The sequence below is a fragment of the Psychrobacillus sp. NPDC096389 genome (assembly GCF_044762855.1).
Taxonomy (GTDB): domain Bacteria; phylum Bacillota; class Bacilli; order Bacillales_A; family Planococcaceae; genus Psychrobacillus.
In genome coordinates this window covers 403,095-429,549 of sequence record NZ_JBIWFB010000002.1, presented here as the reverse complement: position 1 = coordinate 429,549, position 26,455 = coordinate 403,095, and the positions used below count along the sequence as shown (strand labels likewise).

At 37.4% G+C, this 26,455-nt stretch carries 23 protein-coding genes; 1 reads left to right on the top strand and 22 read right to left on the bottom strand.

Annotation, left to right across the window (positions count from 1 at the left end; translation table 11 throughout):
• Positions 1-48: 48 nt before the first annotated feature.
• The 16 genes from ACIQ38_RS08455 to ccpN form a co-directional block, all read right to left on the bottom strand.
• Complete coding sequence (locus tag ACIQ38_RS08455; protein WP_402820864.1) at positions 49-1,188, bottom strand: acyl-CoA dehydrogenase family protein; 1,140 nt, start codon at positions 1,186-1,188, stop codon at positions 49-51.
• A gap of 874 nt (positions 1,189-2,062) precedes the next feature.
• A complete protein-coding gene (locus tag ACIQ38_RS08450) occupies positions 2,063-3,076 on the bottom strand; it encodes a zinc-binding alcohol dehydrogenase family protein (RefSeq protein ID WP_402820862.1) in 1,014 nt (337 codons plus the stop codon).
• A complete protein-coding gene (locus ACIQ38_RS08445) occupies positions 3,073-4,566 on the bottom strand; it encodes a tagaturonate reductase (RefSeq protein WP_402820860.1) in 1,494 nt (497 codons plus the stop codon). The genes ACIQ38_RS08450 and ACIQ38_RS08445 overlap by 4 nt, the downstream gene beginning before the upstream one ends.
• Positions 4,567-4,576: 10 nt before the next feature.
• Positions 4,577-6,082 carry a UxaA family hydrolase gene (locus ACIQ38_RS08440; protein ID WP_402820857.1) on the bottom strand — a complete coding sequence of 502 codons (1,506 nt, stop codon included), beginning with the start codon at positions 6,080-6,082 and terminating at the stop codon, positions 4,577-4,579.
• Positions 6,083-6,153: 71 nt separating this feature from the next.
• Positions 6,154-7,407 carry an MFS transporter gene (locus ACIQ38_RS08435; RefSeq protein WP_402820854.1) on the bottom strand — a complete coding sequence of 418 codons (1,254 nt, stop codon included), beginning with the start codon at positions 7,405-7,407 and terminating at the stop codon, positions 6,154-6,156.
• A gap of 35 nt (positions 7,408-7,442) precedes the next feature.
• Positions 7,443-8,468, bottom strand: a complete 1,026-nt coding sequence (locus ACIQ38_RS08430) for a LacI family DNA-binding transcriptional regulator (RefSeq protein WP_402820851.1) — start codon at positions 8,466-8,468, stop codon at positions 7,443-7,445.
• A 41-nt stretch (positions 8,469-8,509) separates the two neighbouring features.
• On the bottom strand, positions 8,510-9,346 hold the full coding sequence (locus tag ACIQ38_RS08425; protein WP_402820848.1) for an SDR family oxidoreductase: 837 nt from the start codon (positions 9,344-9,346) through the stop codon (positions 8,510-8,512).
• Complete coding sequence (gene uxuA / locus ACIQ38_RS08420) at positions 9,343-10,419, bottom strand: mannonate dehydratase (RefSeq protein WP_402820845.1); 1,077 nt, start codon at positions 10,417-10,419, stop codon at positions 9,343-9,345. Before uxuA ends, ACIQ38_RS08425 begins: the two co-directional genes overlap by 4 nt.
• A 15-nt stretch (positions 10,420-10,434) precedes the next feature.
• Positions 10,435-11,055 (bottom strand): bifunctional 2-keto-4-hydroxyglutarate aldolase/2-keto-3-deoxy-6-phosphogluconate aldolase, encoded by a 621-nt coding sequence (locus tag ACIQ38_RS08415; RefSeq protein WP_402820842.1) that lies wholly within the window; start codon positions 11,053-11,055, stop codon positions 10,435-10,437.
• A gap of 15 nt (positions 11,056-11,070) precedes the next feature.
• Entirely contained in the window at positions 11,071-12,090 is a 1,020-nt protein-coding gene (locus ACIQ38_RS08410; RefSeq protein WP_402820839.1) for a zinc-binding alcohol dehydrogenase family protein, read from the bottom strand.
• A gap of 9 nt (positions 12,091-12,099) precedes the next feature.
• A complete protein-coding gene (locus tag ACIQ38_RS08405) occupies positions 12,100-13,056 on the bottom strand; it encodes a sugar kinase (protein WP_402820836.1) in 957 nt (318 codons plus the stop codon).
• Between the two features lie 881 nt (positions 13,057-13,937).
• On the bottom strand, positions 13,938-14,501 hold the full coding sequence (locus ACIQ38_RS08400; protein ID WP_402820833.1) for a hypothetical protein: 564 nt from the start codon (positions 14,499-14,501) through the stop codon (positions 13,938-13,940).
• A gap of 82 nt (positions 14,502-14,583) precedes the next feature.
• A complete protein-coding gene (rpoD, locus tag ACIQ38_RS08395; RefSeq protein WP_142538295.1) occupies positions 14,584-15,708 on the bottom strand; it encodes an RNA polymerase sigma factor RpoD in 1,125 nt (374 codons plus the stop codon).
• A gap of 28 nt (positions 15,709-15,736) precedes the next feature.
• Entirely contained in the window at positions 15,737-17,566 is a 1,830-nt protein-coding gene (dnaG, locus tag ACIQ38_RS08390) for a DNA primase (RefSeq protein ID WP_402820830.1), read from the bottom strand.
• Positions 17,567-17,784: 218 nt separating this feature from the next.
• The gene (locus ACIQ38_RS08385; RefSeq protein WP_402820827.1) at positions 17,785-18,594 is read right to left on the bottom strand and encodes a pyruvate, water dikinase regulatory protein; all 810 of its coding nucleotides are present in this window, start codon (positions 18,592-18,594) and stop codon (positions 17,785-17,787) included.
• An 11-nt stretch (positions 18,595-18,605) separates the two neighbouring features.
• Entirely contained in the window at positions 18,606-19,244 is a 639-nt protein-coding gene (gene ccpN, locus ACIQ38_RS08380; RefSeq protein ID WP_402820824.1) for a transcriptional regulator CcpN, read from the bottom strand.
• A gap of 316 nt (positions 19,245-19,560) precedes the next feature.
• Between ccpN and ACIQ38_RS08375 the strand changes: the two genes are divergently transcribed.
• A complete protein-coding gene (locus ACIQ38_RS08375; RefSeq protein WP_402820821.1) occupies positions 19,561-20,943 on the top strand; it encodes a glycine--tRNA ligase in 1,383 nt (460 codons plus the stop codon).
• 265 nt (positions 20,944-21,208) lie between these two features.
• Here the strand turns inward: ACIQ38_RS08375 and recO are convergent, their stop codons facing one another.
• From recO to ACIQ38_RS08345, 6 genes are all read right to left on the bottom strand, one after another.
• Positions 21,209-21,991, bottom strand: coding sequence for a DNA repair protein RecO (gene recO / locus ACIQ38_RS08370; RefSeq protein WP_402820818.1), 783 nt, complete (start codon positions 21,989-21,991; stop codon positions 21,209-21,211).
• A 75-nt stretch (positions 21,992-22,066) separates the two neighbouring features.
• A complete protein-coding gene (era, locus tag ACIQ38_RS08365; protein ID WP_402820815.1) occupies positions 22,067-22,987 on the bottom strand; it encodes a GTPase Era in 921 nt (306 codons plus the stop codon).
• The gene (locus tag ACIQ38_RS08360; protein WP_282243543.1) at positions 22,974-23,381 is read right to left on the bottom strand and encodes a cytidine deaminase; all 408 of its coding nucleotides are present in this window, start codon (positions 23,379-23,381) and stop codon (positions 22,974-22,976) included. The genes era and ACIQ38_RS08360 overlap by 14 nt, the downstream gene beginning before the upstream one ends.
• Positions 23,382-23,392: 11 nt before the next feature.
• Positions 23,393-23,758 carry a diacylglycerol kinase family protein gene (locus ACIQ38_RS08355; RefSeq protein ID WP_402820811.1) on the bottom strand — a complete coding sequence of 122 codons (366 nt, stop codon included), beginning with the start codon at positions 23,756-23,758 and terminating at the stop codon, positions 23,393-23,395.
• On the bottom strand, positions 23,745-24,230 hold the full coding sequence (gene ybeY / locus ACIQ38_RS08350; protein ID WP_402820809.1) for an rRNA maturation RNase YbeY: 486 nt from the start codon (positions 24,228-24,230) through the stop codon (positions 23,745-23,747). The genes ACIQ38_RS08355 and ybeY overlap by 14 nt, the downstream gene beginning before the upstream one ends.
• 20 nt (positions 24,231-24,250) lie before the next feature.
• Entirely contained in the window at positions 24,251-26,362 is a 2,112-nt protein-coding gene (locus ACIQ38_RS08345; protein ID WP_402820807.1) for an HD family phosphohydrolase, read from the bottom strand.
• Positions 26,363-26,455: the final 93 nt, after the last annotated feature.

Here is a 26,455-nt window from a genome sequence, read left to right as displayed (position 1 = left end):
TAAGGGGGAAGTTTTATTTCTTTGTGACAATTTAGACATAATTTCGACTTAGCAACCGATATGTCTTGCGATTACCATGCGCTGTACTTCAGATGTACCTTCTCCTATTTCTAATAGCTTCGCATCTCTCATGAAACGTTCTACTTCATATTCTTTCATATACCCATATCCGCCATGAATTTGAATTGCTTGATCTGCCACTTCCATTGCAATTTCTGAAGCATACAGTTTGCACATAGCCGCTTCTTTTCCAAACGCTCGCCCTTGGTCTTTCAACCATGCCGCTTTATATACCATTGTTCGAGCCAATTCGATTTTCATCGCCATATCTGCTAGCTTAAATTGCGTTACTTGGAACTCAGATAAAGTTTTACCAAATTGTTTTCGTTCTTTTGAATAGCGTAATGCACGGTCAAATGCAGCTTGAGCAATTCCGACTGCCATTGCTCCAATACCGATTCGTCCACCGTCAAGCGTCACTAAAAATTGTCTAAATCCATTACCACGTTTTCCAAGCAAGTTTTCTTGCGGTACGCGAACATTCTCCATTACTAATTCTGTCGTATTAGAAGCGTTAAGGCCCATTTTCTCGTAATTATCGATAACTTTAAATCCTTCTGCATCGGTTGGTACAATAATCGCAGATATTTCTTTTTTCCCATCCTTTACATCAGTTATTGCCGTTAATGCTAGATGCTTGGCATAGCTTGCATTTGTGATAAATGACTTGTTACCATTAATCACAAAGTCTCCACCATCTTCTTTTGCAGTCGTTTGAGTTCCTCCTGCATCTGATCCAGCGTTAGGCTCTGTTAACCCAAATGCTCCGAATGATTCTCCTGTACAAATTGGTACTAAATATTTTTGTTTCTGTTCTTCTGTTCCAAACAAGTTTAGAGGTGCTCCTCCAAGTGAAATATGTGCAGAGTAAGTTATACCTGTTGATGCACAAGCACGACTTAGCTCCTCTGTTACAATTGCAAAACTAACTGTATCTGCTCCTGCTCCCTCGTACTCTTCTGCAAACGGCAAGCCCATCATCCCCATGTCGGCTAGCTGTTTAAAGATTTCTTTTGGAAACTCTTTCGTTTTGTCTCGCTCAATTGCGCCCGGCGCGACTACTTCATCCGCAAATTCATGAATCGTTTTACGGATCATTTGTTGTTCTTGCGTCAAATCAAAATTCATTTCTCCATCCCCTTTGTAAATAGTAAAACACTTACTATTTCATTATACTGAAAATAAAAATATTTTGGGAGATTAATATGAAAAAGAATATCTTCTGCGTGATCGTAGGAAGATTTGGAATGTAGCTCAGGCACACATTAGAAGATGAATTATGCAGTCGATAGGACAACTTATAGATATAATACATTCTAGCGAGTTGAATGAAGTGACCGCAGTGATTTTCGATGCAGTCGTACGCTTTCCGCCGGGTGTGCGATGAGCCATCCCCGCCGCCCTTAGGCGTACGTTGGAATGGCTCATTTGCCCAACGGAGGAACAAAGGCTAAGAGCGCCACATCGTGTGGCAACTCCTTCGTGACCAACATCCTGTTGGCCTCGGCAGGAGTCGACGTCTGCATCGAAAATCAATGGAAAATACTTATATATCAGTGTCCGAAATTAACAATAAGTGGTTGAATGAGACAATATACACTGCGAACACGACAAAAAAGGTATTTCGAACTCAACGATAAGATCGCTGAACACGACAAAACCGGTCTATCAGATGTTGCCTAGTGAGTTCGGCTGGCTTTAAGACAAATTATTCCTCGAATATGTCAAAACCATTGTCCTCTCACTTCAAGTAAGCTTGGTGCTTTATGAATTAGTTACTTTCATATGCAATTTAGTTGCCCTCGCGCCGATTTTAGTTGCTTTCGGAGTAGATTTAGTTGCTTTCAACGATCAATTGGTTGCCCAAAGCCATTTACTGGATTTGCTTAATTAGAAAACTGGATAAAATTCTGTTTTTTTAGCATACCTTACGCCCCATTTTCCCTATATATCTCATACAATGCAAAAAAGCCCTAAACATTAGTCTAGGGCTTTCCTTGTTTTAAGATTCACTTACAGTAATCAACGTTTTATTTGTACGGAAGTTTCCAGCTTGGAAGTATGAATTTACCTCGTCAAACTGAATTTGGTTTGTCACATAGCTAGAGGAAACTTGTCCCTTTTCTAAGCAACTAATAACATATTCAAAATCTTCTTTTGTCGCATTACGACTACCAAGAAGCGTTAGTTCTTTCGCATGGAAATCTGGATTAAAGAATGTAATAGAATCTTTTACAAGTCCCACATACACAAGCTTTCCTCCATGATTCACATAATTAAATGCAGTCGTCATCGATTGTTTATTGCCAGTTGCATCCATGACAACAGAAGGAAGAGAGCCGTTATTTACTTCTTTTAGCTTTTCTATTGCGTCATCCGTTGCAGCAACTGTTACGTCACATGCAGTCCATTCTTTGGCAAATCGCAGACGTTCTTCACTAATATCCATCATAATCGTTTTTGCACCTTGCAGTTTGGCAAACCGGGCTGCACCAAGACCTATTGGACCTGCACCAATGATAAGTACTGTTTCTCCTTGTTGAATCGCTGCTCTACGGACTGCATGCGCTCCGATACTTAAAGGCTCTACCATTGCAGCATCATTTAAAGACAGACTGTTCACAACGAATACATGACTGGCAGGAACTTTTAAGTATTCAGCCATTCCCCCGTCTACATGAACTCCTAACACTTGCATTTGCGTACAACAATTTGTTTTACCACTTGTACATGCCAAACATTCTCCGCAATGTAAATAAGGGATAATCGTTACCTTATCTCCAATTTGTATATTTTCTACATCACTAGCAGTAGCTTCAATTACTCCCGCAAGTTCATGACCTAAAACACGTGGATAACTAAAAAAAGGTTGATTGCCTCCAAATGCATGGATATCTGTGCCACAAATACCAACACGCTTAATAGCAACTATTACTTCCCCATCCGCAAGAATTTCTGGTTTATCTAATGTAATTTCATCCATTTTTCCTGGCTCTGTACATGTGATTACTTTCATAAGGCACTCTCTCTTTCTATTTTTTCTAGCGCAGCTTTCATTCCAACTTCCCGGATAAAGAGAAATTCTTTCGCTACAGCTAATGCTATATCTGCAATATTTTCTTTTGACTCTGAGAAATCTTCCATGATTATCGTTTCGATAAATTGCGTTGTTTGTTCTAGTGAATGATTTAATTCATTGTAAAATGCTTGGAACTTTTGAATAATACGTAAATCATCTTTTACTTCATACTTACGATTTATATGTACTCCTTCAAAATAATAAAGCAATGCTGCAAAAGCAAAAACTAATCTTTTTGGAGGGTGTCCAAATGCTTTCGTGTATTGGAATATGCTTGGCCATATTCTAGCTTTAAATTTAGCATAACTATTTAAACTAATATCTGCTAAACGGTGATAAATAGTAGGATTAGCAAATCGGTCAAAAACTTGCTCTATAAAAGGTAATGCTTTTTCTTTTCCAGCAGACGGTAAAGTTTCACGAATTTCTTCTTTTAAAGCACCCGTAACGAAGGAAGAAACGAGTCTATCTTCCATCCCTTCTCGGACACTTTCAATACCTAATGCAAGTCCAATAGATGCTAGCATCGTATGGGGAGCATTTAAAAGCTTTACTTTCAATTCTCTATAAAGATCTACTTCATCAAATTGAACATTTAATCCCGCTGCTTGAAAAGGGAGTTTTTCTTGTACGAAAGCTGGTCCTTCTATGACAAATAAATGATATGGTTCTGCAACAGTTAAAAGCTCATCCTCATAGCCAAATTCCTCAAATAATTTAGTATCTTCGTTTGTGGGATAGCCTGGTACAATTCGATCAACCAGTGTATTACAAAATGTACATGCTGCATTTAGCCAAGTGAAAAAGTCGGAAGAAAGCTCCCAATCTTTTGCAAGTTGTAAGCAAATCTTTTTTAACTCATCTCCATTGTTTTCAATAAGCTCACAAGGAATGATTGTCCACCCTTTATCTGGATTTCCATTAAAATGAAGGAAACGGTGATATAGAAGTGAAACTACTTTCGCCGGAAATGAAAGAGGACAAGTTTCTTCCGAAAAAGGTTCCTTTTCATACTTGATGCCTGCTTCTGTTGTATTGGAAAATAGAAATTCCAATTCCTCTTGTTCTGCTAATTTGAGTGTTTCTTTCCAGTCTGTATAAGGATTAATTGATTTGGAAATCGAATCTACTAGATGTTTTTCATTCACTATTTTACCGTCTTGAATTCCGCGCAATAGTAAAGTAAACAAATTATCTTGTTGTTGCAGTTTAGGAACCGTTTTTCCCCTTGGCGTAGCTTGTAGCGACACAATACTACCTTGAAATTCTGTTTTTCGGTTTAACTCGTAAATCATCCAGTCGATAAACCCACGAATAAAGTTTCCATCCCCTACTTGCATAATACGGATTGGATAATCATTCTTTATTGGATCACTTGACATTTCGTTATACGTTAATTGATTTAACTTCTGTACCATTTTTTTCATCTCGCCCCCCTTACATAGTGACTCCATCTTTGAAAATCGCTATTTCTTTGAAACCAAATACTTCATTGTTCGTTAACTTTTTCCCAGAAGCTACATCTACAATATAGTCGAAAAAGTTGTCTGTCATTTGTTCCATAGAAACGTCTTCCACAAGCTTTCCTGCATTAAAGTCAATCCAGTTTTTCTTTTTCTCAGAAAGTGGCGTATTCGTAGATACTTTTACGGTTGGTGTTGGACCACCGAATGGCGTACCCCTTCCGGTTGTAAAGATGACAATTTGACACCCAGATGTTGCAAGTGCTGTAACTGAAACTAAGTCGTTGCCTGGACCTTGTATTAACGTTAAGCCATTATTTTTTATGCGAGTTCCATATTCAATTACATCTTGAACAGTGGAAAAACCACCTTTTTGAACACAGCCTAATGATTTTTCTTCTAATGTCGTAATACCGCCCTCTTTGTTACCTGGAGAAGGATTTTCATAAACTGGTTGATCGTATTTGATAAAGTAATGTTTGAAATCATTAATGAGATGAACAATATCATTAAACGTTGCTTCGTCTTTAGCTCGTTCCATTAAAATCGTTTCTGCTCCGAACATTTCAGGAACTTCTGTTAAAGCAGTTGATCCTCCATATCCAATAAGTCGATCCGAGAAAGAACCTAATAAAGGATTAGCTGTAATACCAGAAAGCCCGTCACTGCCCCCACATTTCAAGCCGATTCTCAAGGCAGATACAGGAACTTCTTCACGTTCGAATGAAGTTGCATATTCGAATGCTTCTGTCATCAATTCAAGTCCTTTTTCCATTTCGTCCTCTTCTGCTTGAACGCTCATGAATTTTACTCGATTTGGATTATACTCCCCAATAGCTTCTTTGAATAAATCAATATAATTATTTTCACAACCTAGCCCGAGTACTACTACAGCTCCTGCGTTTGGGTGATGGATTAAATTTGCAAGTATTTTTTGCGTATACTCTAAGTCATCTCCTAACTGCGAACAACCATATGGATGGGAAAAATATTGTACGCCATCGAAATTAGGTGCTTTTAACACGTTATTCCCCATTTTTGCCAGGTTTTCAGCTACTTTATTAATACACCCGACTGTATTGATCAACCATAATTCATTTCTTACTCCAACATCACCATTTTCACGCTTATACCCAAGGAAAGTGGGAGTATCTTTTTTGGGAGGGTCTGTCAAAATCTTTTCGTTTGGCTTATAAGAATAATTTAATTCTCCTTCTAAGTTTGTTTTTACATTATGCGAGTGAACAAAATCGCCTACCGCTATGTCCTCCGTTGCATGGCCGATAGGAAAACCATATTTAATAATGTTCTCGCCCTTTTTAATAGGCTTTATAGCAATTTTATGTCCACGACGAACGGGTTCCTGAGCAGCAATTGTAAAACTTTCCTTTTGAAGATGTTCCCCATGTTCTACATCTTTCAGTGTAATCCACACATTATCAGAAGCATGAATTTGAATAATTGATTGGTTAACAGTCATATGAATACCTACCTCTCATTATTATGTATAAAAATAGGAGCAGCTACTAAGCTACTCCTATGAAAATCTATTTATGCTAGAGTTGCTTTTTTCATTATTGGTTTAACAAAGAATATTACAGCAATCGATGCAAATACTGCTAGTCCACCAGCCAATAAAAATGCTGCTGTATACGTACCAGTAGTATCGATTAGATATCCTGTTAATGTTGGTCCAATAATCCCAGCTGTGTTTGCTAGGAAGTGCATAAATCCACCGACAGAACCAACATTGCTTTGGTCAACAACATCTTGTACAACTGCCCAATAAATTGCTCCCGTTAAGTAAAGGAAGAAAACGGAAAGAGCAACTAGTGATACTGCTCCAAGTGTTGTAGAAACAAGTCCTGCAAAACCGATACATACAGCAGAAATAAATAAACAAGGAACTAATACAGCTTTACGAGCAAAAAGTACGCCTCTTCCAGCAAACTTTTTGAAGAATCTGTCTGAAACAAATCCACCTGCTGCAAGACCGATAAATCCAACAATCCAAGGAATAACTGTAATAATACTCATGTCTTCTACACTTAATCCACGCGCATCGATCAAATAGCTTGGGAACCATGTTAAGAAGAAGAACAAAACATAGTTATATGCAAAAAATGCAAAAGCAGTGAATAAAATAGTACGGCGTTTTAAATAAAATGTTAGTGGAATTTTTCGCTCTGTGGTTGCTGCTATTTCCGCTACTTCTTTTATTTGATTTTTTTTGACTTGTGTTGCTGGTTTTTCTTTCGCAAACTTCCACCAGAAGAATGCCCAAACTAATCCGATTAGCATAATGATAACGAATGAAATTCTCCACCCATAAGAAATAGCAATAAATCCTACAATTGGACCTGCGATTGCTCCGCCAAGCGGTGTCCCACTATTTGTTAAACCGACAGCGGTCGCTCGCTGATCCGCTGGGAACCAGTTATTGACCATCTTATTTATAGTCGCTGAAAGCGGTCCTTCTCCCATTCCAAATAAAATACGAATAACAATCAAACTTACAAATCCTACTGCAAGTGCAATTGCACCACTAAATAATGACCAAACGATCATTGCAACTAGTAACGTCATTTTTGCACCATACTTATCTGATGCAACCCCACCTAAAAAGTTAAAAACTGCGTATCCAACAGAAAAACTACTAAATATAATCCCCATTTGCGTTGCGGTTAACGTTAAATCATCTTTAATATATGGTGCCGCTATTGAAAGAGCAGACCTATCTAGATAGTTGATAACTCCTGCTAAAAATAACAGAATAAGCACAGCGCGTTTATCTTTAGTAAACATATATTTTACCCCTTACTGTCTGAATGTTTTTATAACTAAATCGATTTATTACTTCTTGAACAGGACTCTCTTTTTATTAAACTCGGTTGTAATCTGACTATGCCGGTGTCGTTCGTGTTGTTTTTGTTATTTATTTGGTCTAATAATAGGTTTACCGCATTATTCGCCATTTCTACTGCCGGTTGTGAAATAGTCGTTACTGGTGGTGAAAAGAAACTGGCGAATTGCACTTCATCGATACCTATTACTGCAACATCTTCTGGTATCTTTAAATCATGTTCTTTCAAATATTTTAGTAATGCTGCCAGTACAATATCATTACCAGCTACGATTGCCTCAGGTGGTGATTCTAATATAAATAGCTTATGTATAACTTGCTGAATATCATGTACATCTGCCGTTTTAATATACTCCGGATACAAATTCAGACCATGTCGATGGAGTGCCTTTTTATATCCTTCTATCCGCTCTACTCGAGGGCTAATATTCCGAATAATCGACATTGTAATAATTGCTATTCTATCGAAACCGCTTTCAACAAACCTATCAACTGCAATGGAAGCTGCCATCTCATTATCTAACATGACTGTCGCAATATTCATATCGTCGATTTTTCTATCCATAAAAACAATTGGTATACGTTGCTTCTTTATATTTTCATATAAATCTAAATTTCCACCTGTAGGGAAGATGATAAAGCCATCCACTTGTTTAGCAAGTAACATTTCGATATATTTTTTTTCTTTTTTCGGTTCATCATCGGCATTACATACAATAATATGAAAATCATTTTCATGAAAATAGTTTTCAATTGCTCGAATGACTTGTGTAGAAAATGAATGCAAAATATTAGCTACAATAACCCCAACAGTGAAGGTCGATTTTTGCTTCAAGCTTCTCGCTACACTGTTAGGAATATAGTTTAACTCTTCAATCGTAGTTTCAATTCTTTTACGAGTCTTCTCACTCATATACTCGTATCGTTTGTTTAAATATTGAGAGACGGTACTTTTAGAAACCTTTGCATGCTCTGCTACATCTGCGATTGTAATATTTTTCAATTTTAAGAACCCCATTTACTATTCTATTCTATTGAAAATTATTATACACCAGAATAAGCCATAAATCCGCCATCTACCGGAATAGTTGTTCCTGTTACAAATCCCGAACAAGTTTCATCTACCAGATAGAGTAATGTGCCTAGTAAATCTTCCGGTTTACCAAATCGTTTCATCGGAGTAGCTGTAATAATTTTATTGGATCTTGCTGTATAGTTTCCTTCTTCATCCAATAGTAAATTTCTATTTTGTGTTGTTAAGAAGAAACCTGGAGCAATTGCATTGATTCGCAATCCAGTTTCAGCAAAATGAACTGCCATCCACATCGTAAAATTATTGATAGATGCTTTTGCCGCACTATAAGCAGGTACTTTTGTCATTGGAGAGTATGAACTCATTGATGACAAATTGATAATGACAGGAGCTGCCGAATTAAGTAATTCTTTTCCAAACACTTGGCTAGCCAAAAATGTTCCTGTAAAATTCGTTGAAAATACGGTAGAAAATCCTGTTTCATCTAGCTCAAAAAATGATTTTCCTTCTATATCTTCCTCGTAAACTTCACTATCCGTTATTGCATCTGGATGATTTCCACCCGCACCATTAATAAGAATATCAATTTTACCAAATGCTTTTAACGTTTCTTCTTTTGCATTCTCTAATGAAGCTCTGTCAAGTACATCCGCTTGTAAAGCGATGGCGGACCCACCAGCTTTCACTATTTCCGCAACCACTTCTTGTCCTTTTTCAACTGTTCTATTTAAAACAGCTACTTTTACACCTTGGCGCGCAAGTTCACGCGCCATTTCCGAACATAAAACACCACTGCCACCAGTAATAACTGCTACACGGTCTTTTAAATTTTCATGTAACGGAATCATACTGACTCCTCCACTTTTTTCGCTTCATATGCATCCCACAAACCTAGTAAATACATAATTCCTAATCCGCGGTCATATAATCCGTATCCTGGGCGGCAAACCTCTCCCCAAATATGGCGACCATGGTCCGGTCTTACGTACCCATTATAATTTTGCTTATGAAGTTCTTGTACAACCCCTTTTATATCGATGGAACCATCAGATGTATAATGGGAAGTTTCTACGAAGTCTCCATTTTCTGAAATTTTCACATTGCGGATATGAGAAAATGGCGAACGCGAAGCATATTTTCTAGCTACTTGAACCATATCATTTTCAGGATTTGCTCCCATGGAACCTGTACACATCGTGAAACCATTTGCAGCTGAATCAGAAATTTCGATTAGCTTTTCATAGCTTGCTTCACCCGTAATAATTCTTGGTAATCCGAAAATAGAGTATGGAGGATCATCCGGATGTATTGCCATTTTAATACCGACAGATTCTGCAACCGGTAATATTTCTTTTAAGAAGTACGCTAAGTTTTCCCAAAGCTTTTCTTCATCCACTTCTTTATAAGCATCGAATAATTCCGCGATGCGAGCCATTTTTTCCGGTTCCCATCCTGGTAAAGTTAAATCAGATGCTTCACTAACTGTTTTCACTAGTTCTTGTGGATCTAAATTTTCCACTTTTGATTTTTCAAAGAACAAAGCAGTGGAACCATCTTCTAAAGGATGGAACATTTCTGTACGAGTCCAGTCGAAAATTGGCATGAAGTTATAACAAATTACTTTAACTCCAAATTCACTTAGGTTACGAATCGTCTCTTTATAGTTCTCGATATATTGATCTCGTTCACTATTACCTAGTTTAATCGCTTCATGTACATTAACGCTTTCTACCACATCTGCATGAAAACCAAATGATTGGATATAATCGATTTCCGATTTAATCTCTTCTTTTTCCCATACTTCTCCTACAGGTTTTTGATGAAGTGCCCATACAATCCCTTTTGTACCTGGAATTTGTTTTACTTGTTCTAGTGTTACTGTGTCATTGTCTCTACCATACCAACGAAACGTAATATTCATTACTTATCTCTCCTTTCAATATGTGCTTGCTTCAATATACTTTTTGCTTGCTTCTACAACTGCTTCATAGCCGCCTGATTTATATGCTTTGTTTAAATCACTGCCTACTCCTACTGCCACAGCTCCCGCATCGATCCATTCTTTCATATTCCCTGCATTAATCCCACCTGTAGGCATGATTTGCACATGGGGAAGTGGTCCTTTAACTGACTTAATGAAAGATGGACTAAAATTATTGGCTGGGAAAAGTTTTAAAATATCGCATCCTGCTTCTAGCGCTTTCACCATTTCTCGAATTGTCATGCAACCAGGTAAATAAGGAATCCCATACCTGTTACATACAGTTGCAACTTCCTCACTAAAATGGGGACTTACGACAAATTTTGCACCGTTTAGAATTGCGTGTCTTGCCGTTTCAGAATCAAGCACCGTTCCTGCACCTAGCAGAGCATCCACATCTTGTAGCTCTTCAAATGCTTTCTGTACTTGTGGTGTTGTATACGTTAACTCAATTGCTCGAATACCACCATCTACTGCTGCTTTTGTTAATTGAACTGCCTCTTCTGCGCTTTCTCCTCTAATAACAGCAACTACTTTAGACTCCGTTAACTGTGTTAATGTACTATGTTTACTCATCTGTAGATACCCTCCTTAGTCAAAAACAATAACAGCTTTTCGTACTTTATCTGGATTATTTTCAACAAATGTAAATGCTTCTTGCACATTGTCTAAAGCAAAGGTATGTGTAACTAGCCCATTATGCTGGAGTTTTCCGTCATTTAATAACTCAACTACTCCAGCAAACTGATTTGTTTGCAGCCTAGAACCAACGATTGTTATTTCTTTTTTCGTAATTGGCATTTGTGCTATTTGGGATGGTCTTTCATCGAAACCAAGTACAACAACTGTTCCTGCCGGTGAAACAACATCTACGGAAAGTTCAAATGTAGTAGGTAAGCATACAGCGTCAATTACTTTATTAACGCCTTCATCTTTTGTCCATTTCATCACTTGTTCTTTTACGTTTTCTGTACCGGCATTTACCGTTACATCTGCACCGTTTTCACGAGCGAATGCTAGACGTTCCTCGCTCAAATCAGAAACCATTACGCTAGCCCCTCGTAGTTTTGCAAATTTTAAAATACAAATGCCGATTGGTCCAGCTCCTTGAATAAGTACTGTATCTCCTTGTTCTACCTGGCCTCTCCAAGTAGCTTGAGCTCCAATAGTATAAGGCTCAGCCATTACTATTTCGTTCCAATCAAGGGATGAATCCACTGAATGGAGCTGTTTTTCTGGAAGTACAAAGTATTCTCGCATACCGCCATCTTCATGAACGCCAAAAACAGACAATTTTTCGCAAACATTTGAACGACCTTTTCGACATGCATAGCATTCACCACAGTACCTGATTGGTTCTACTACTACATGGTCTCCAACTTTTAATTTCGTTACTTCGTTTCCAACTTCTATTACTTCCCCAGCTACTTCGTGTCCTACAACTCGTGGTAACGTTGCTAATGGGTTTGTTCCGTGATAAATATGCATATCAGAACCGCAAATACCAACACGTTTCACTTTCACAAGTACATCTGTCGCAGATGAAATTTGAGGTTTTTCCACTTCATTAATGACTAAGTCATAAGCTTTTCTTACTTGGACTGCTTTCATCGTTTTCCCTCATCTCTCAATAACTTTTTCATTTCGAATAAACGCAACTACTTCATCGAGTTCAGGTAGTCCTTCATTGTCGCCTGAAACTGTTGTCACAAGCGCTCCTACTCCATTCGCAAATTGTAGACTTTCAAGTGGAGAATAATTATGTAAATAGGAATAAATATAACCAGCATCGAAGCCGTCTCCTGCACCTACTGTATCAATAGGTGTTACTTTAAATGCTTCTTTTTCATGCCACTCGCCGCTAAAGAATACTTTTGATCCGTTTCCACCATCTTTTATAACCAGATGTGCAATTTCGAAGCTTTTTGCAAGTGCCTCTAACGATTCTTTGGAAGAATCCCCATGTATTAACTCAATTTCATCTCTTCCAGTTAGCAAAATATCAACATATGGAAATATTTTTATATAGGCAGCTTTTGCTTCTTCTATTGTCCAAAGCTTCAGCCTGATATTCGGGTCAAACGAGACGGGAATATCCTTTTCTTTCGCAAGCTTTAATATTTCCATGGTGATATCAATATTTTTAGGATTAATTGCTAAAAAGACACCTGTTAAATGAACAATATCCACACCATCGAGCACTGCTTCCGTAATATCGCTTGGTTCCATCGTTAAAATAGGTGATTGATATCGATAGTAAAATGTTTTTCCGGAACCGTCTTCCCTAATTTCTTTAAAATTTAAAGAAGAAGGATAGCCATCCACTAACTTTACTTCTGTAACATCAATTCCTTCACCACGTGCAAAATTATAAATAACTCGACCGAATTCATCGCCACCTAAACGACTCATCCACTTTGACTTAAGCCCTAAGCGTGCACAACCAATCGCAAAGTTCAATTCCGCCCCTCCCACTTTTCGTGAGAAAGTTGGGACATATCTCAATGGTCCAGTAACGGATGGATTAAATGTAATCAGAGCATCCCCTAGTGTAAAAACACCATAATTTGAAACCAAAATCATTTACTCCCTTCACATGAGTAGCACTTTTCTATTCTAGTTATTAATAAAACTAGTCATAAATGTATTTACTTTTTGTTTATAAACCGGTTTAGTAAATCGGTTTATATCGATTATAAACTGAAAGGGTTTTCAATTACAAGCTAAATTTAAAATAGTAAGTTATTTTTTTTATATAATTTTAGTGAATGCTTAATAGAACTACCTGTGAAGCATTATGGGGATACTGCGCGGTATATTGCTCTATTAGTATCCACTGTGATTTTCGCTGCAGGACGGACGCTTTCCGTGGGGTGAGTGATGAGCCTTCACCGCCGCGCCTACGCGCGTACGTTGAGAAGTCTCATCTTACTCACTTGATCCCTTCGGAGTCGCCGCCCTGCAGTGAAAATCAATGAAAAAAACTTACTTATTAGTGTCCGAAATTAACACTGAATGGTCGAACGAGACAATCTTGCCTTTGAACACGATAAACTAGTCGAGCAGATGCCGACCAGCCAGGTGCGACAGGCTTTTAGGCATATTATTCCTATAATACTTCTAAATCACGGTCGTCTCAATCCAAGTAAACTTGCTATTGTGAGAAATTAGTTGCTTTCAACGGCAATTTAGTTGCTCTCATACTGATTTTAGTTGCTTTCATACTAAAATTAGTTGCTTATAATAGCTTTTTGATTGCCCTTAGCCATTCTTTGGGATTTTGGACGCCAGTGTGAAACCCTACAAGAGCGTTAGCGATGTTGCGTCTCGTCACTCGCCCAACGGAAATATAGCGGTAACTACCGTGCAGTATCCACATACAACGATCAAATCAGGACCTGCCTGTCGCACAAAAAAACCAACTAATTAAATCAGTTGGTTTTGATAAAAGAAGCTAATTAAAGATAAAAGCGGAACATGTAAAAAACAATAAGCACTGTTCCTACAATTCCTGAAACGCTAAAATACACTAGCTTTAATAGTAGTCCTGAAAACAACCATATTAAGCAGTTGGCAATGATCAAACCAATTAACACGCTTGGATAATCGAAAAAGTAAACATCCCACACTTTAAACGATATTCCTAAAAGCAATAATGCGGAAAAAACGAATAATATGGGCGTCATCACGGATTTTGTTTTTGCTAGTTTACTAGCTATGTATAGAAATGAACAAATAGCAATTCCCGATGCGATAATGGGTATAAAGGCAGCAGTCGTAATTAATATTAGGGAAGCTATTAATAGAATTGTAACAATTCCAAGTCCTACATATAGTAGGTTTTTATTCTTTTTTTCCTTTGCAAGAACTGCTTCGGTATGCTTCTCTTTTCTATCATCTGCTACCTCTTCTCCTTGCGCATACAGTGCTGTTAGAAAATCGCAATAATGTTCTGGAAGTAGTTTATTTTTCTTCCAAAAAGCAATCTCATTTAGGATAATTTGCTTACGTTGAACTGACATTTCTCGTCCTCATTTCATCTGACAGTTAACATTAAGTATAAAGCAGAAAAAGACACCCTACAAGGATGTCTCTTCGAAAAAATTATTCTAAGAAATCTTTTAGACGTTTACTGCGAGAAGGATGGCGAAGCTTGCGTAATGCTTTCGCTTCGATTTGACGAATACGTTCACGCGTAACACCAAATACTTTTCCAACTTCCTCTAGCGTTCTTGTACGTCCATCATCTAAACCGAATCGAAGACGTAGTACGTTTTCTTCACGGTCTGTTAAGGTATCTAATACATCTTCTAACTGTTCTTTTAAGAGTTCATACGCAGCGTGATCTGAAGGGGATTGAGCATCCGCATCTTCGATAAAATCGCCTAGATGCGAATCGTCTTCTTCTCCAATAGGCGTTTCTAAAGAAACTGGCTCTTGTGCAATCTTTAAGATTTCGCGCACTTTTTCTGGTGGTAAGTCCATTTCTTCTCCAATTTCCTCAGGAGAAGGTTCGCGACCTAAGTCTTGTAGTAATTGTCTTTGTACACGAATTAATTTATTGATTGTTTCGACCATATGCACTGGAATACGAATGGTACGGGCTTGGTCTGCTATTGCACGAGTAATCGCTTGTCTAATCCACCAAGTAGCATACGTACTAAATTTGAATCCTTTACGGTGATCAAACTTTTCTACAGCTTTAATAAGTCCCATATTTCCTTCTTGGATTAAATCTAAGAATAGCATTCCACGACCTACGTAACGTTTTGCAATACTTACAACTAATCGAAGGTTTGCTTCTGCTAGACGTTTTCTAGCTTCTTCATCCCCTTGTTCGATTCTTTCTGCAAGTGCAATTTCTTCAGACGCTTTTAATAGATCTACACGTCCGATTTCTTTTAAATACATACGTACCGGGTCGTTAATCTTAACACCAGGTGGCACACTTAAATCATTTAAATCGAAAGTTTCTTCTTTCCCTTTCATCAAACGATCTAAATCTTCTTCATCTCCATCTTTTCGGCTAAGTTCAATTTCTTTTCCTTCTAGATGATCGATAAATTCTTCAATTTGGTCGGATTCCAATTCAAAATGAGCTAGTTTTTCCGCAATATCATGATACGTTAACTCACCATTTTTTTTACCTAATTCGATTAATTGTTTTTTTGCTTCTTCTAATGATAATTCAATATCCGTTTCTTTTGTACGTTCAGACTTGTCCGCCATAAGAAATCCTCCTTTTACTACCGGATGTTTATTCAAAAGTTGCTAACGACTTTTTTAACTGAATAGCTTCTTGAGCAAGTTGCAAAGCTTTTGTCATATCCGTCATTTTCTCTGCTTCTTTTGCTTCATGTAACTTTCGCTCAATTTGTTGCTCTATCCGGTATTTTCGAATATGGCGCAAGCAGTCCATGACTTCCTCAGTTTCATGTTCTGGATCACGTTCTGAGAGCGCAGCTTCCATTACTATATTTCTAAGTTGTGCATCATTAAGTACTTCTAAAAATCGTTGATAGTCTCCATCTGGATACTGTTCATAAAAACCGGTTAAGCTTACATAAACCGCCTCGTATGCATCCCTTATGAAACATTGTTCTCCAGCATTATTTCGTGCTACATCAATTATTTGTGCATTGTGTAACATATGCGAAAGTAATATTCGTTCCGCTCGCTCATCTGCTGATAAAGTCCTCTTCTTTTTAGGTAATTCCTGAGTTGGTGGAAGAGGATCAGATGGCTCACTTTTAAATTGCTTAGCTTTTTTTCCTTGAAGTTTTCGTAAATGTTGATAGATTGCTTCTTCCGAAACGTTTGTTTCTTGTGACAGTTGTCGGATGTATAAATCGCGCTCAACAGAAGAATTTCTCTCACTCAGTATTTCCAATATTTCTTGAATATACTGTAAAGTATCATTTTCGTTATTAAAATTCTTATCACGTTTAGAAACAATCATCATAAAGGATAAATAAGAATGGGGCTTTTCCATAATTTTCGTACGAAAAGCTTCTTCCCCGTAGTTTTTAATATAATCATCTGGATCCATCGCATCGGGTATAATTGCTACCTCTGTTTGGATGTTTTGAGCTTGCAAAGAGATGGCTGCTCGTTTAGCTGCTTCCATACCAGCTTTATCCCCGTCATAACATAATGTGACGTTTGATGTCAATCTATTCAATTTTGTTATATGTTGTGACGTCAAAGCCGTCCCCATGGTTGCAATGCCATTGGATATTCCAGCTGTAGATGCTGCAATCACATCTAAAAAACCTTCAAAAACAACTACATTTCTTTGTTTACGAATTTCTAGACGAGCTTTATCTAAATTATAAAGTACTTGGCTTTTCTGGAATATAGGTGATTCCGGGCTATTTAAATATTTTGCTTCATTTTCACTTTTTTCCAGTATTCTCCCTGAAAAAGCGATAACATGTCCTGTTTCATCAAAGACAGGAAACATGATTCTTCCTCTAAAACGGTCGAAATACTTTAATTCATTTTCTTTTCGGATAATAAGCCCAGTTTTCTCTATTTCTTGTAAATCCATACCTTTTCGTGCTAATAATGTTGTTAAAGCGTCCCAATTAGGTAATGACCAGCCGATTTTGTACTTTTCGATGATTTCAGTTGAAAACCCTCTTTCCTCTAAGTAATGTAATGCATTTTCTCCTTCCTCCGTATGAAGTAATAAATGATGAAAATAATCGCTAGCAAATTCATGCGCTTTTTTCATAATAGATACTTCTTTTGAGACTGGTGCTTTTGCTTCTGAATGATCGGAGGAGCTTTCTTCAATCGAAAGTCCAATTCTACTACCAAGTTTACTTACTGCATCTTGGAAAGATAAATTTTCGATATCCATTAAAAATGTAATTACATTTCCTCCAGCACCACACCCGAAACAATGAAAAATCTGTTTCTCCTGCGTTACTGAAAAAGATGGTGTTTGTTCACCGTGAAATGGACATAAACCAAAATAATTTCTGCCCCTTTTCGTTAGTTGAACATATTCGCTAACAACATCGACAATATCTGTGTTATTCCTAACTTGTTCGATAACTTCTTCTTCTATACGATTTGTCATTAATTCACCATCTTTACTTGCTACTTTATTAATTCGAGTTAAATAATAAAAATCCTGCAAGAAACGACAAAATAATTCATAAAAATAGTTTCATATAGTTATTATTTTTTTCCACAATTAACTATTATAAAACATTTCATATTTTTAATCTATACTTTATTCGATTCGCAATACAAAAAAACCTTTTCACAAACGTGAATCGGTTCATTTTTTTATAATTATTTTTGTTGAATATGATTTATTACTAAATTTGCCGTTTCTTCTACTGCCCTATTGGTTACATCGATTACAGTGCATCCAATTCTTTTTACTACTTTTTCGAAATGGTTAATTTCTTCATTGATCCGTTCTATTTTAGCATAACTAGCATCATCATTTAAACCAATAGCTATTAATCTTTCTTTTCGAATAGAATTTAGTTTTTCTGGTGTAATTACTAATCCAAAACATTTTGCCGGATCGACTAGAAATAATTCTTCCGGAGGTTCTACTTCCGGTACTAATGGCACGTTTGCTACTTTATATCTTTTATGCGCCAAATATTGGGATAATGGTGTTTTAGAAGTTCTTGAAACGCCAATTAAAACAATGTCCGCTTGCAATAAACCGCGAGGATCTCTTCCATCATCATATTTTACTGCAAATTCAATCGCTTCAATCTTTTTAAAGTAATCTTCATCTAGTTTGCGGACTAATCCAGGCTCTTCAAATGGTCTCTCGTCTAAATTTTTCTCGAGTAAGTTTATCACCGGACCGATTAAGTCTACAGAATCTAACCCATATGCCTTACAATATTCTATTAATGCATCACGCATATCTGTTTGCACAAGTGTATATAAAATAATAGCATCTTGTTCTTTTGCAAGCTCCGTGATCTCTTTAATATGATCCAATGAATCAATATGTGTAAATCGCTTTAATTTCGTATGTTGTAGGCCTGGTCTAAACTGACTTACCGCCGCTTTTGCCACTAGTTCTCCCGTTTCACCGATTGAATCTGAGACAATAAACAGGTTTAACATTTTCATCGTGTCACTCCTTATAAGTCGTGGTCATCGGCTAAAGATAAGAACGCACGTGTAATATTCGTTTTCGTCACCCTTCCAACGACCTCTAAACCATCTTTTCGTTCTTTCACTACTGGTAATGAATCGATTTGACGACTCATTAATTTATTGGCTACTTCAATAAGCGTATCTTCTTTCGTGCAATACGTAATATTTGGCATCCTTGTCATAATCATATGTACTGGAAGTTTATTTAAATCCTGATTGCCTATACTTGTACGTAAAAAGTCTTTTCTCGAAAGTACACCAGATAATAGAGATTGTTTATCCACGACAAATAACGATCCTACATCTTCTAAAAACATATGACATATAGCATCATACACTGTCATGCTTTCTTCTACAACAACCGGAATAGATTGGAAGTCTTTTACTACCATCTGGGCAATATTATCTGAAATAGCTTGGCTCGTTTTTTTGCCAGAATAAAAATAACCAACGCGCGGTCTGGCGTCTAGAAAGCCAGCCATCGTTAAAATAGCAAGATCTGGTCGCAAGGTAGACCTAGTTAAACTTAGTCGTTCTGCAATTTGCTCACCTGTAATAGGACCATTTCCTTTAACAATGTCCAAAATTTCGTTTTGCCGTTTGTTGAGTTCGATTGGAATCACCGCCTCAAAATGTTATGCTTCATACTTAATTATTATATACTACTTACTCCTTTATTGCGAAGTAAACTAGCTCGTGATACAATAGCAACAAATAATAAAGCGTTGAAGAGCATTATAAGTACTGTAATCTAGCGAGTGGTGATAGTGAAAGGCCACAAAACAGGAAACGGCAGCTCGGAGCTTATGCTTTTAAAGAGGATTGTATTGCACAATCAATCGGGGTGGAACCGCGGGTTATAAAACTCGTCCCCGGGCTATTATGGCCCGGAGACGAGTTTTTTCTTTTTAAGGGCACTCAACAATAGGAGGGTTTGTTATGGAATTTTCAATGGAAACAGTTGTAAGCTTAGCAAAACAAAGAGGTTTTGTATTCCCAGGGTCTGAAATTTATGGCGGACTTGCGAACACTTGGGATTACGGTCCACTTGGTGTGGAATTGAAAAACAATATTAAAAAAGCTTGGTGGAAAAAATTCGTTCAAGAATCCCCATACAACGTAGGATTAGATGCAGCTATTCTAATGAATCCAAAAACTTGGGTAGCATCTGGACATATCGGTAATTTTAATGATCCGATGATTGACTGTAAAAAATGTAAATCTCGTCATCGTGTAGATAAAATTATCGAAGATGCACTAGATAAAAAAGGAATTGAAATGGTTATTGACGGCCTTTCGTTTGAGAGAATGGAAGAAATCATGAAAGAACATAATGTTGTTTGCCCTACTTGCGGAGAATTTGACTATACGGATATTCGTCAATTCAACCTAATGTTCAAAACGTTCCAAGGAGTAACAGAGTCTTCTACAAATGAAATTTTCTTACGTCCTGAAACAGCACAAGGTATCTTCGTTAACTATAAAAATGTGCAACGTTCTATGCGTAAAAAAATGCCATTTGGTATCGCACAAGTAGGAAAAAGCTTCCGTAACGAAATTACACCTGGTAACTTTACATTCCGTACAAGAGAATTTGAACAAATGGAATTAGAATTTTTCTGCAAGCCAGGAGAAGATATGGAATGGTTCGAGTTCTGGCGCAACTACTGTAAAGATTGGTTATTAAACTTAGGGGTTGCAGAAGATAGCATTCGTTTACGTGACCACTCAGAAGATGAACTGTCCCACTATTCAAATGCTACGACAGACATCGAATATAAATTCCCATTTGGTTGGGGCGAGCTATGGGGTATCGCTGATCGCACTGACTTTGACTTAAAACAACATATGGAACATTCTGGGGAAGATTTTAATTATATCGATCCAATTACGAACGAGCGCTACGTGCCTTATTGTATCGAGCCATCTCTTGGTGCTGACCGCGTGACATTAGCTTTCCTTTGCGAAGCTTATGACGAAGAGCAATTAGAAGGTGACGATAAACGTACTGTACTACGATTCCACCCTGCTCTAGCTCCAGTAAAAGCGGCAATTTTACCATTGTCCAAAAAATTATCAGAAGGCGCAACTGCGTTATTCTCTGATTTAAGTAAACATTTCATGGTTGACTATGACGAGTCTCAATCGATTGGTAAACGTTACCGTCGCCAAGACGAAATCGGGACACCATTCTGTATCACTTACGATTTCGATTCCGAAACAGATGGTCAAGTAACGGTTCGTCACCGTGATTCAATGGAACAAACAAGAATGCCGATTGCTGATGTAAAAGCTTATATTGAAGAACAATTGCAGTTTTAATCTAAAATAACCAAATTAGACCTATGTCTAATTTGGTTTTTGTTTAGTGTTGGATGTATGTTTAGGTTAGTTCAATCAGTTGTTCGAAGTGGGATTCCTTTGCTCGGACAGCAGAGGTTTATGATCGCATACGTACATACATTGCTCGCTTACGACCTTCCATTGCTCACTTGTCTCAGTTATTTGCTCGGAGGGAACTAATTGTTCGGTTAACTCCCTACTTTCTAAAATAATTTTAGACAAGCAAAAAGATCCAAGTTCGAAGTTAGTCTTCTGAACTTGGATCTTTTTTAGGGTTAAAAAATTCTGGGGTCTTTTCCATTTGATCTAAAAACCCTTGGGACTTTAACCGAACTCCAACTTGTTCGTTATATATAGTTCGAACAATTTTCTTGATAAAGCCCTTTGTTTCTTTTTTTAGCGTAAGCTTTCCAACTTGGCTAATCGGAACCGTATAAAACGTGCGAATTAGCTTTACTTGTGCTGGTGTTAACCTTATTAAATATGGATCGACCGAGAAGCATCTGTGACATAGAAAGCCGATTTGAGCGAAAGAAAATGCAAATTCCCCGTCCGTTGCTCCGCAGTTAGTACATTGATGCAACACTGGGTAAATCCCAGCAATCGGAAGCATTTTCCATTCTACAAATAAACTAATCGCTTCTGGATCATACTCTTCAGAAATAGCCTCCAAGGCCTCTTGTAAAATAGTAAATACATGAGGCTTCGGTCCCTCATCTTCTATTAACTTATCTACTAACTCCATGATGAAACTAGCATATGCAGTTGTAAAAATATCTTCTCGAATAGATCGCATCGAATCGATTATTTCACCTTGCTGTAACGTTCCCATTCCTCTACCTTGCTGAATTAGAAAATAACCATAAGTGAAAGGCTGGGATATAGAAGACAGACGGCTCGTTGGTTTTTTGGCACCACGAGCCATGGCTGCTCTTTTTCCTAATTCTCTTGAAAATATCGTGACAATTTTATCTGTTTCTCCGTAAGATGAAGTCCGTAAGACAATGCCTTCTACTTTTTGAAGCAAAAGCCTTCCCTTCCTTCTTAGTATCTAGCTTTTTGCGCCTATATTTATCTATAGGCGCCTTTCGCATTTTATTTCTTAATACTCGTCTTCTCTAAATCCATAGTCTCGTAAATGGGTCGATTTATTGCGCCAATCTTTTTGTACTTTTACCCATAACTCTAAGAACACTTTTGTCCCAAGTAGCATTTCGATATCGTGGCGAGCTCTTGTGCCCACTTCTTTTAAAAGTGCGCCTCTTTTTCCAATAACAATGCCTTTTTGGGAGTCTCTTTCCACGATAATTGTAGCCATTACACGGATCATATCTTTTTCAGTGTCTTCTTCTTTTTTAATCTTATCAATTACAACTGCAATGGAATGAGGAATCTCTTCTCGTGTTAAATGGAGCACCTTTTCACGTATCAACTCAGAGATGATGAATCGTTCTGGGTGATCCGTTACTTGATCCGCAGGGTAATATTGAGGGCCTTCTGGCAAGTATTTTTGAATTGTTTCAAGCAAACGATCTACATTATTTCCTTGCAAGGCGGATATTGGTACAATTTCAGCAAAATCATACTTGTCTTTATAGGATTCAATAATGGCGATTAAATCGTCCGGATGTACTTGATCGATTTTATTAATAACTAAGAAAACAGGTGTTTCATTTTTCTCAAGCATATCGATAATGAATTCGTCACCTTTACCTCTTGGTTCTGTTGCATTCACCATGAACAAAATAGCATCCACTTCACGAAGTGTATTTTTTGCTACTTTTAACATGAAGTCACCAAGTTTATGCTTTGGTTTATGAATACCTGGAGTGTCAATGAAAATCATTTGACTATCATCTAATGTTAAGACACCTTGTACTTTGTTTCGAGTTGTTTGAGGCTTGTCACTCATGATGGCAATTTTTTGGCCAATTACTCTATTTAAAAATGTGGATTTCCCTACATTTGGACGTCCAATGATTGAGATAAATCCTGATTTAAAACCTTTATTATTTTGCTCCATATTCCAAATCCTCCGTTGTAAATGCACCCGGTAATAACTCTGCAACCGTCGTTTCTAATACTTGACCATTCAAGTTCGTTAAGAAAACCGGCATATCTTGATCACAAAATTCTGCAAGTACTTGTCTGCATGCGCCACAAGGAGAAATAGGTCCTTCTGTATTCCCTGAAACTGCGATGGCAGCAAATTCTTTTTTTCCTTCAGATACTGCTTTAAATATAGCAGTACGTTCAGCGCAGTTAGTCAAACCAAAAGATGAATTTTCAATATTACACCCTTGAATCACTTCGCCGTCTTTCGTTAAAAGCGCTGCTCCAACAGGGAATTTCGAGTAAGGCACATATGCTTTTTCTCTCGCTTTAATAGATGCTTCTAATAACATTTTTTTATCCATCTTGTTCACCTCTAAAATAATATTCCCGACCATTTCGGGATAAATATGATTAAACCTACGATTACTGTGCAAATGGCATACACAAGACACGCCCCTGCCGCTAGATCCTTTGCCTGTTTAGCAAGCGGATGTAGTTCGGGTGATGTTAAATCGACGACACGCTCAATCGACGCGTTTACTAATTCTATCACGAACATACCACATATCAATATGATTATGATTATCCATTCCCATTTCGTTAACCCTGAAAGGGAGCTTACGATTAATACAATGACTGCAGCTAGTATGTGGAAACGAAAATTTTGTTCACTTCTAACAACATGTACAACGCCTTGAAAAGCATATATAAACGACTTAAAAAACTTACGAAAGTCCATGGCCTTCACGCTTTAAGCCAAACGCTTGTAAAATCGTTTCTTGTAAGCTGAACATTTCTTTCTCTTCTTCTCCCGTCCCATGATCATAGCCTAGCAAATGTAAAAAACCATGAACTGCTAAAAAGCAAAGCTCTCGTTCAAATGTATGTCCGTATGACTCTGCTTGTTCTGACGTGCGCTCAACCGAAATAATAATATCACCAAGTAAAGTCGGAATGTCCGCATCTTTGATTTCGATTTCCCCTTCGCCCATCTCTTCCATTGCAAATGAAATGACATCTGTTGGCATATCTTTCTTGCGATACGTTTTATTGATCTCTTGTATAGCCTCGTTCGTTACAAATGTAACGCTTACTTCACTACCTTCTTTTACTGCTAATTGCGTCGCTGCAGAAGTTAATACTTTCTCAACAAGCGCCAACGTTTCTTCGGAAAGTGTATTTGTTTCGTCCATTAAATCTAGTTCTAGCATTCTTTTTGCCCCTAACCTCATTATTTTGGGTATTCAATACGGGAATGGAATGTCCCATTCATCGTTGTGCAGAAACTTTCTTCCATTTTCTTAATTTCCTTTAAAGATAGATCACACTCGTCAAATTGACCGTCCAGTAATTTATCTTTAATAATAGATTGGATTAGTTCCCTAATTTTTTCTGCGTTTGGTTCTTTCATCGAACGGACAGCTGCTTCAACACTATCCGCAACTGAAATAATGGCAATTTCTTTTGTTTGTGGTTTAGGTCCTGGATACCTGTACTGCCCCTCGTTTATGTCTTCCTTCATCTCTTTTGCTTTATAGTAAAAGAATTTGAGCAAGCTTGTTCCGTGATGTTGCGCTGCAATATCGACTATTTCTTTTGGCATTTTATGTTTCCGCAATATCTCTGCCCCATCCACAGCATGTGCAATAATAATATCACGACTCGTTTCTGGTGGTAAACTATCGTGTGGATTATATCCATTTACTTGATTTTCGATAAAAAATCCAGGTCTTTTCGTCTTTCCAACATCATGATAGTAGCAACCTACACGTGCAAGTAAACCGTTCGCACCAACCGCTTCACAAGCTGCATCTGCTAAGTTTGCTACCATTAAACTATGATGATACGTTCCAGGTGTTTCCGTTAATATCTTTTTTAATAAAGGGTGGTTTGGATTGGAAAGTTCGATTAACCGCATCTTCGATAAAATACCAAATACAGATTCAAAAAATGGTAAAATCCCAATCGTTAGTGCTCCAGATAGTATACCCGATAAAACGGCTGCTCCAACATAAAACAGGATATCGGAAAATTCATACGTTGTTTTTGTCATTAATAAGTAAAATAAAATAAAAAACAGATTTACCGCTGAAACAATAAAGCTACCTCTAAATATCTGCGAATTATTATGTGTTCGCTGCATGGCGAAAATTCCTGCTATACTACCAAATAATATGTATAACGTAATTTCCATTTGAAAAACATTCGTATAACCTTCTTGAAAAATAATTCCCGCATAAGCAGCGACAACAAAACTGGTGATCACTGCAGCACGTTCATTTACTAATAAGTAAACAAATATGGAAATCATTGCAGTCGGAAATATGAAAGCAATGACTACATCAAAATTATAGGCAACCAATTGTAACACTTTCATTAATAAGACAGAAATGATTAAACTGATAGCAACGACAACTAAGTTTTTGGCATTATTAATCGTTTTCTCTTTCTTACGAAATGTTTGGGCAAATAAAATCCACATTGTAAGTACAACGAATAGTCCGATACCTATCGGTGGTTTATAGGATGTTTTATTTGTTAACATTCCAAGCAATTCAATCTGTCTATAAACTTCTCTATCTATTAATTCTCCTTTTTGTACAAGGATTTGCCCTTGGAGAATTCTCGTTGGTTCGACACTTGCTTTAGCTTGTTCAATACGTAACTCCGTTAGCTCATCGTTTTCGATTTCTGTAGCTACAATTGCTCCACGTGCTATATTGATAAGAATATTCATGTATTCTGGCGAAAATCCAAACGTATTCGTCACTTGGGAAGCAACCTTTTCCCGTACAGACGATATATTTTCGGTCCGGATTGGCTCATTTAATGCTTTTTCTACAATAGTGGATAATTTCTCTTTAGACTCACGTAAAACAGGAGTCGACTGCTTCCATAAAACGGTTAACACTTCATCGCTAAAAGGTATTATGCTTGCATTCTCTGTTAAGGCATCCATTTCTTCTTTCAGCTTTGCAAGTGATGTATCGGCCCCATCTTCTGTCAATTCTTCTGTCTGATTTTTTTTCACATCGAGTACATTGTCAAAAATGGAGCGGATGACCGCAGCTTGGTTATCTGCAGTTTCATCTTGAAATTGATAGACAGGGAGCACTTCTGATGCAACTCTTTCTCTCTCTTCTTCTGTTTTGACAGGGTCTTCCATCGTTTTGACAGAACGAATCGTATCCGGGGATAGCTGAAATCGTTCTAGATCGTATTTACTTTCTTTCACATTTCCGATTAATAAAAAGAACATGCAAACCGCTGTTAAGAGAATGATAACGAAAGGGAGATATTTAAAATTGCGCCATTCTCTCCATTTTAATAAAATGGTCTTCACTCTAAACTCAGCTCCTTCACAGCTTGTCCTTTTATTATACCTTAAAGTTAAAGCTAGTCATTACAATTTCCGGAAAAATTAACAAAAGCAACG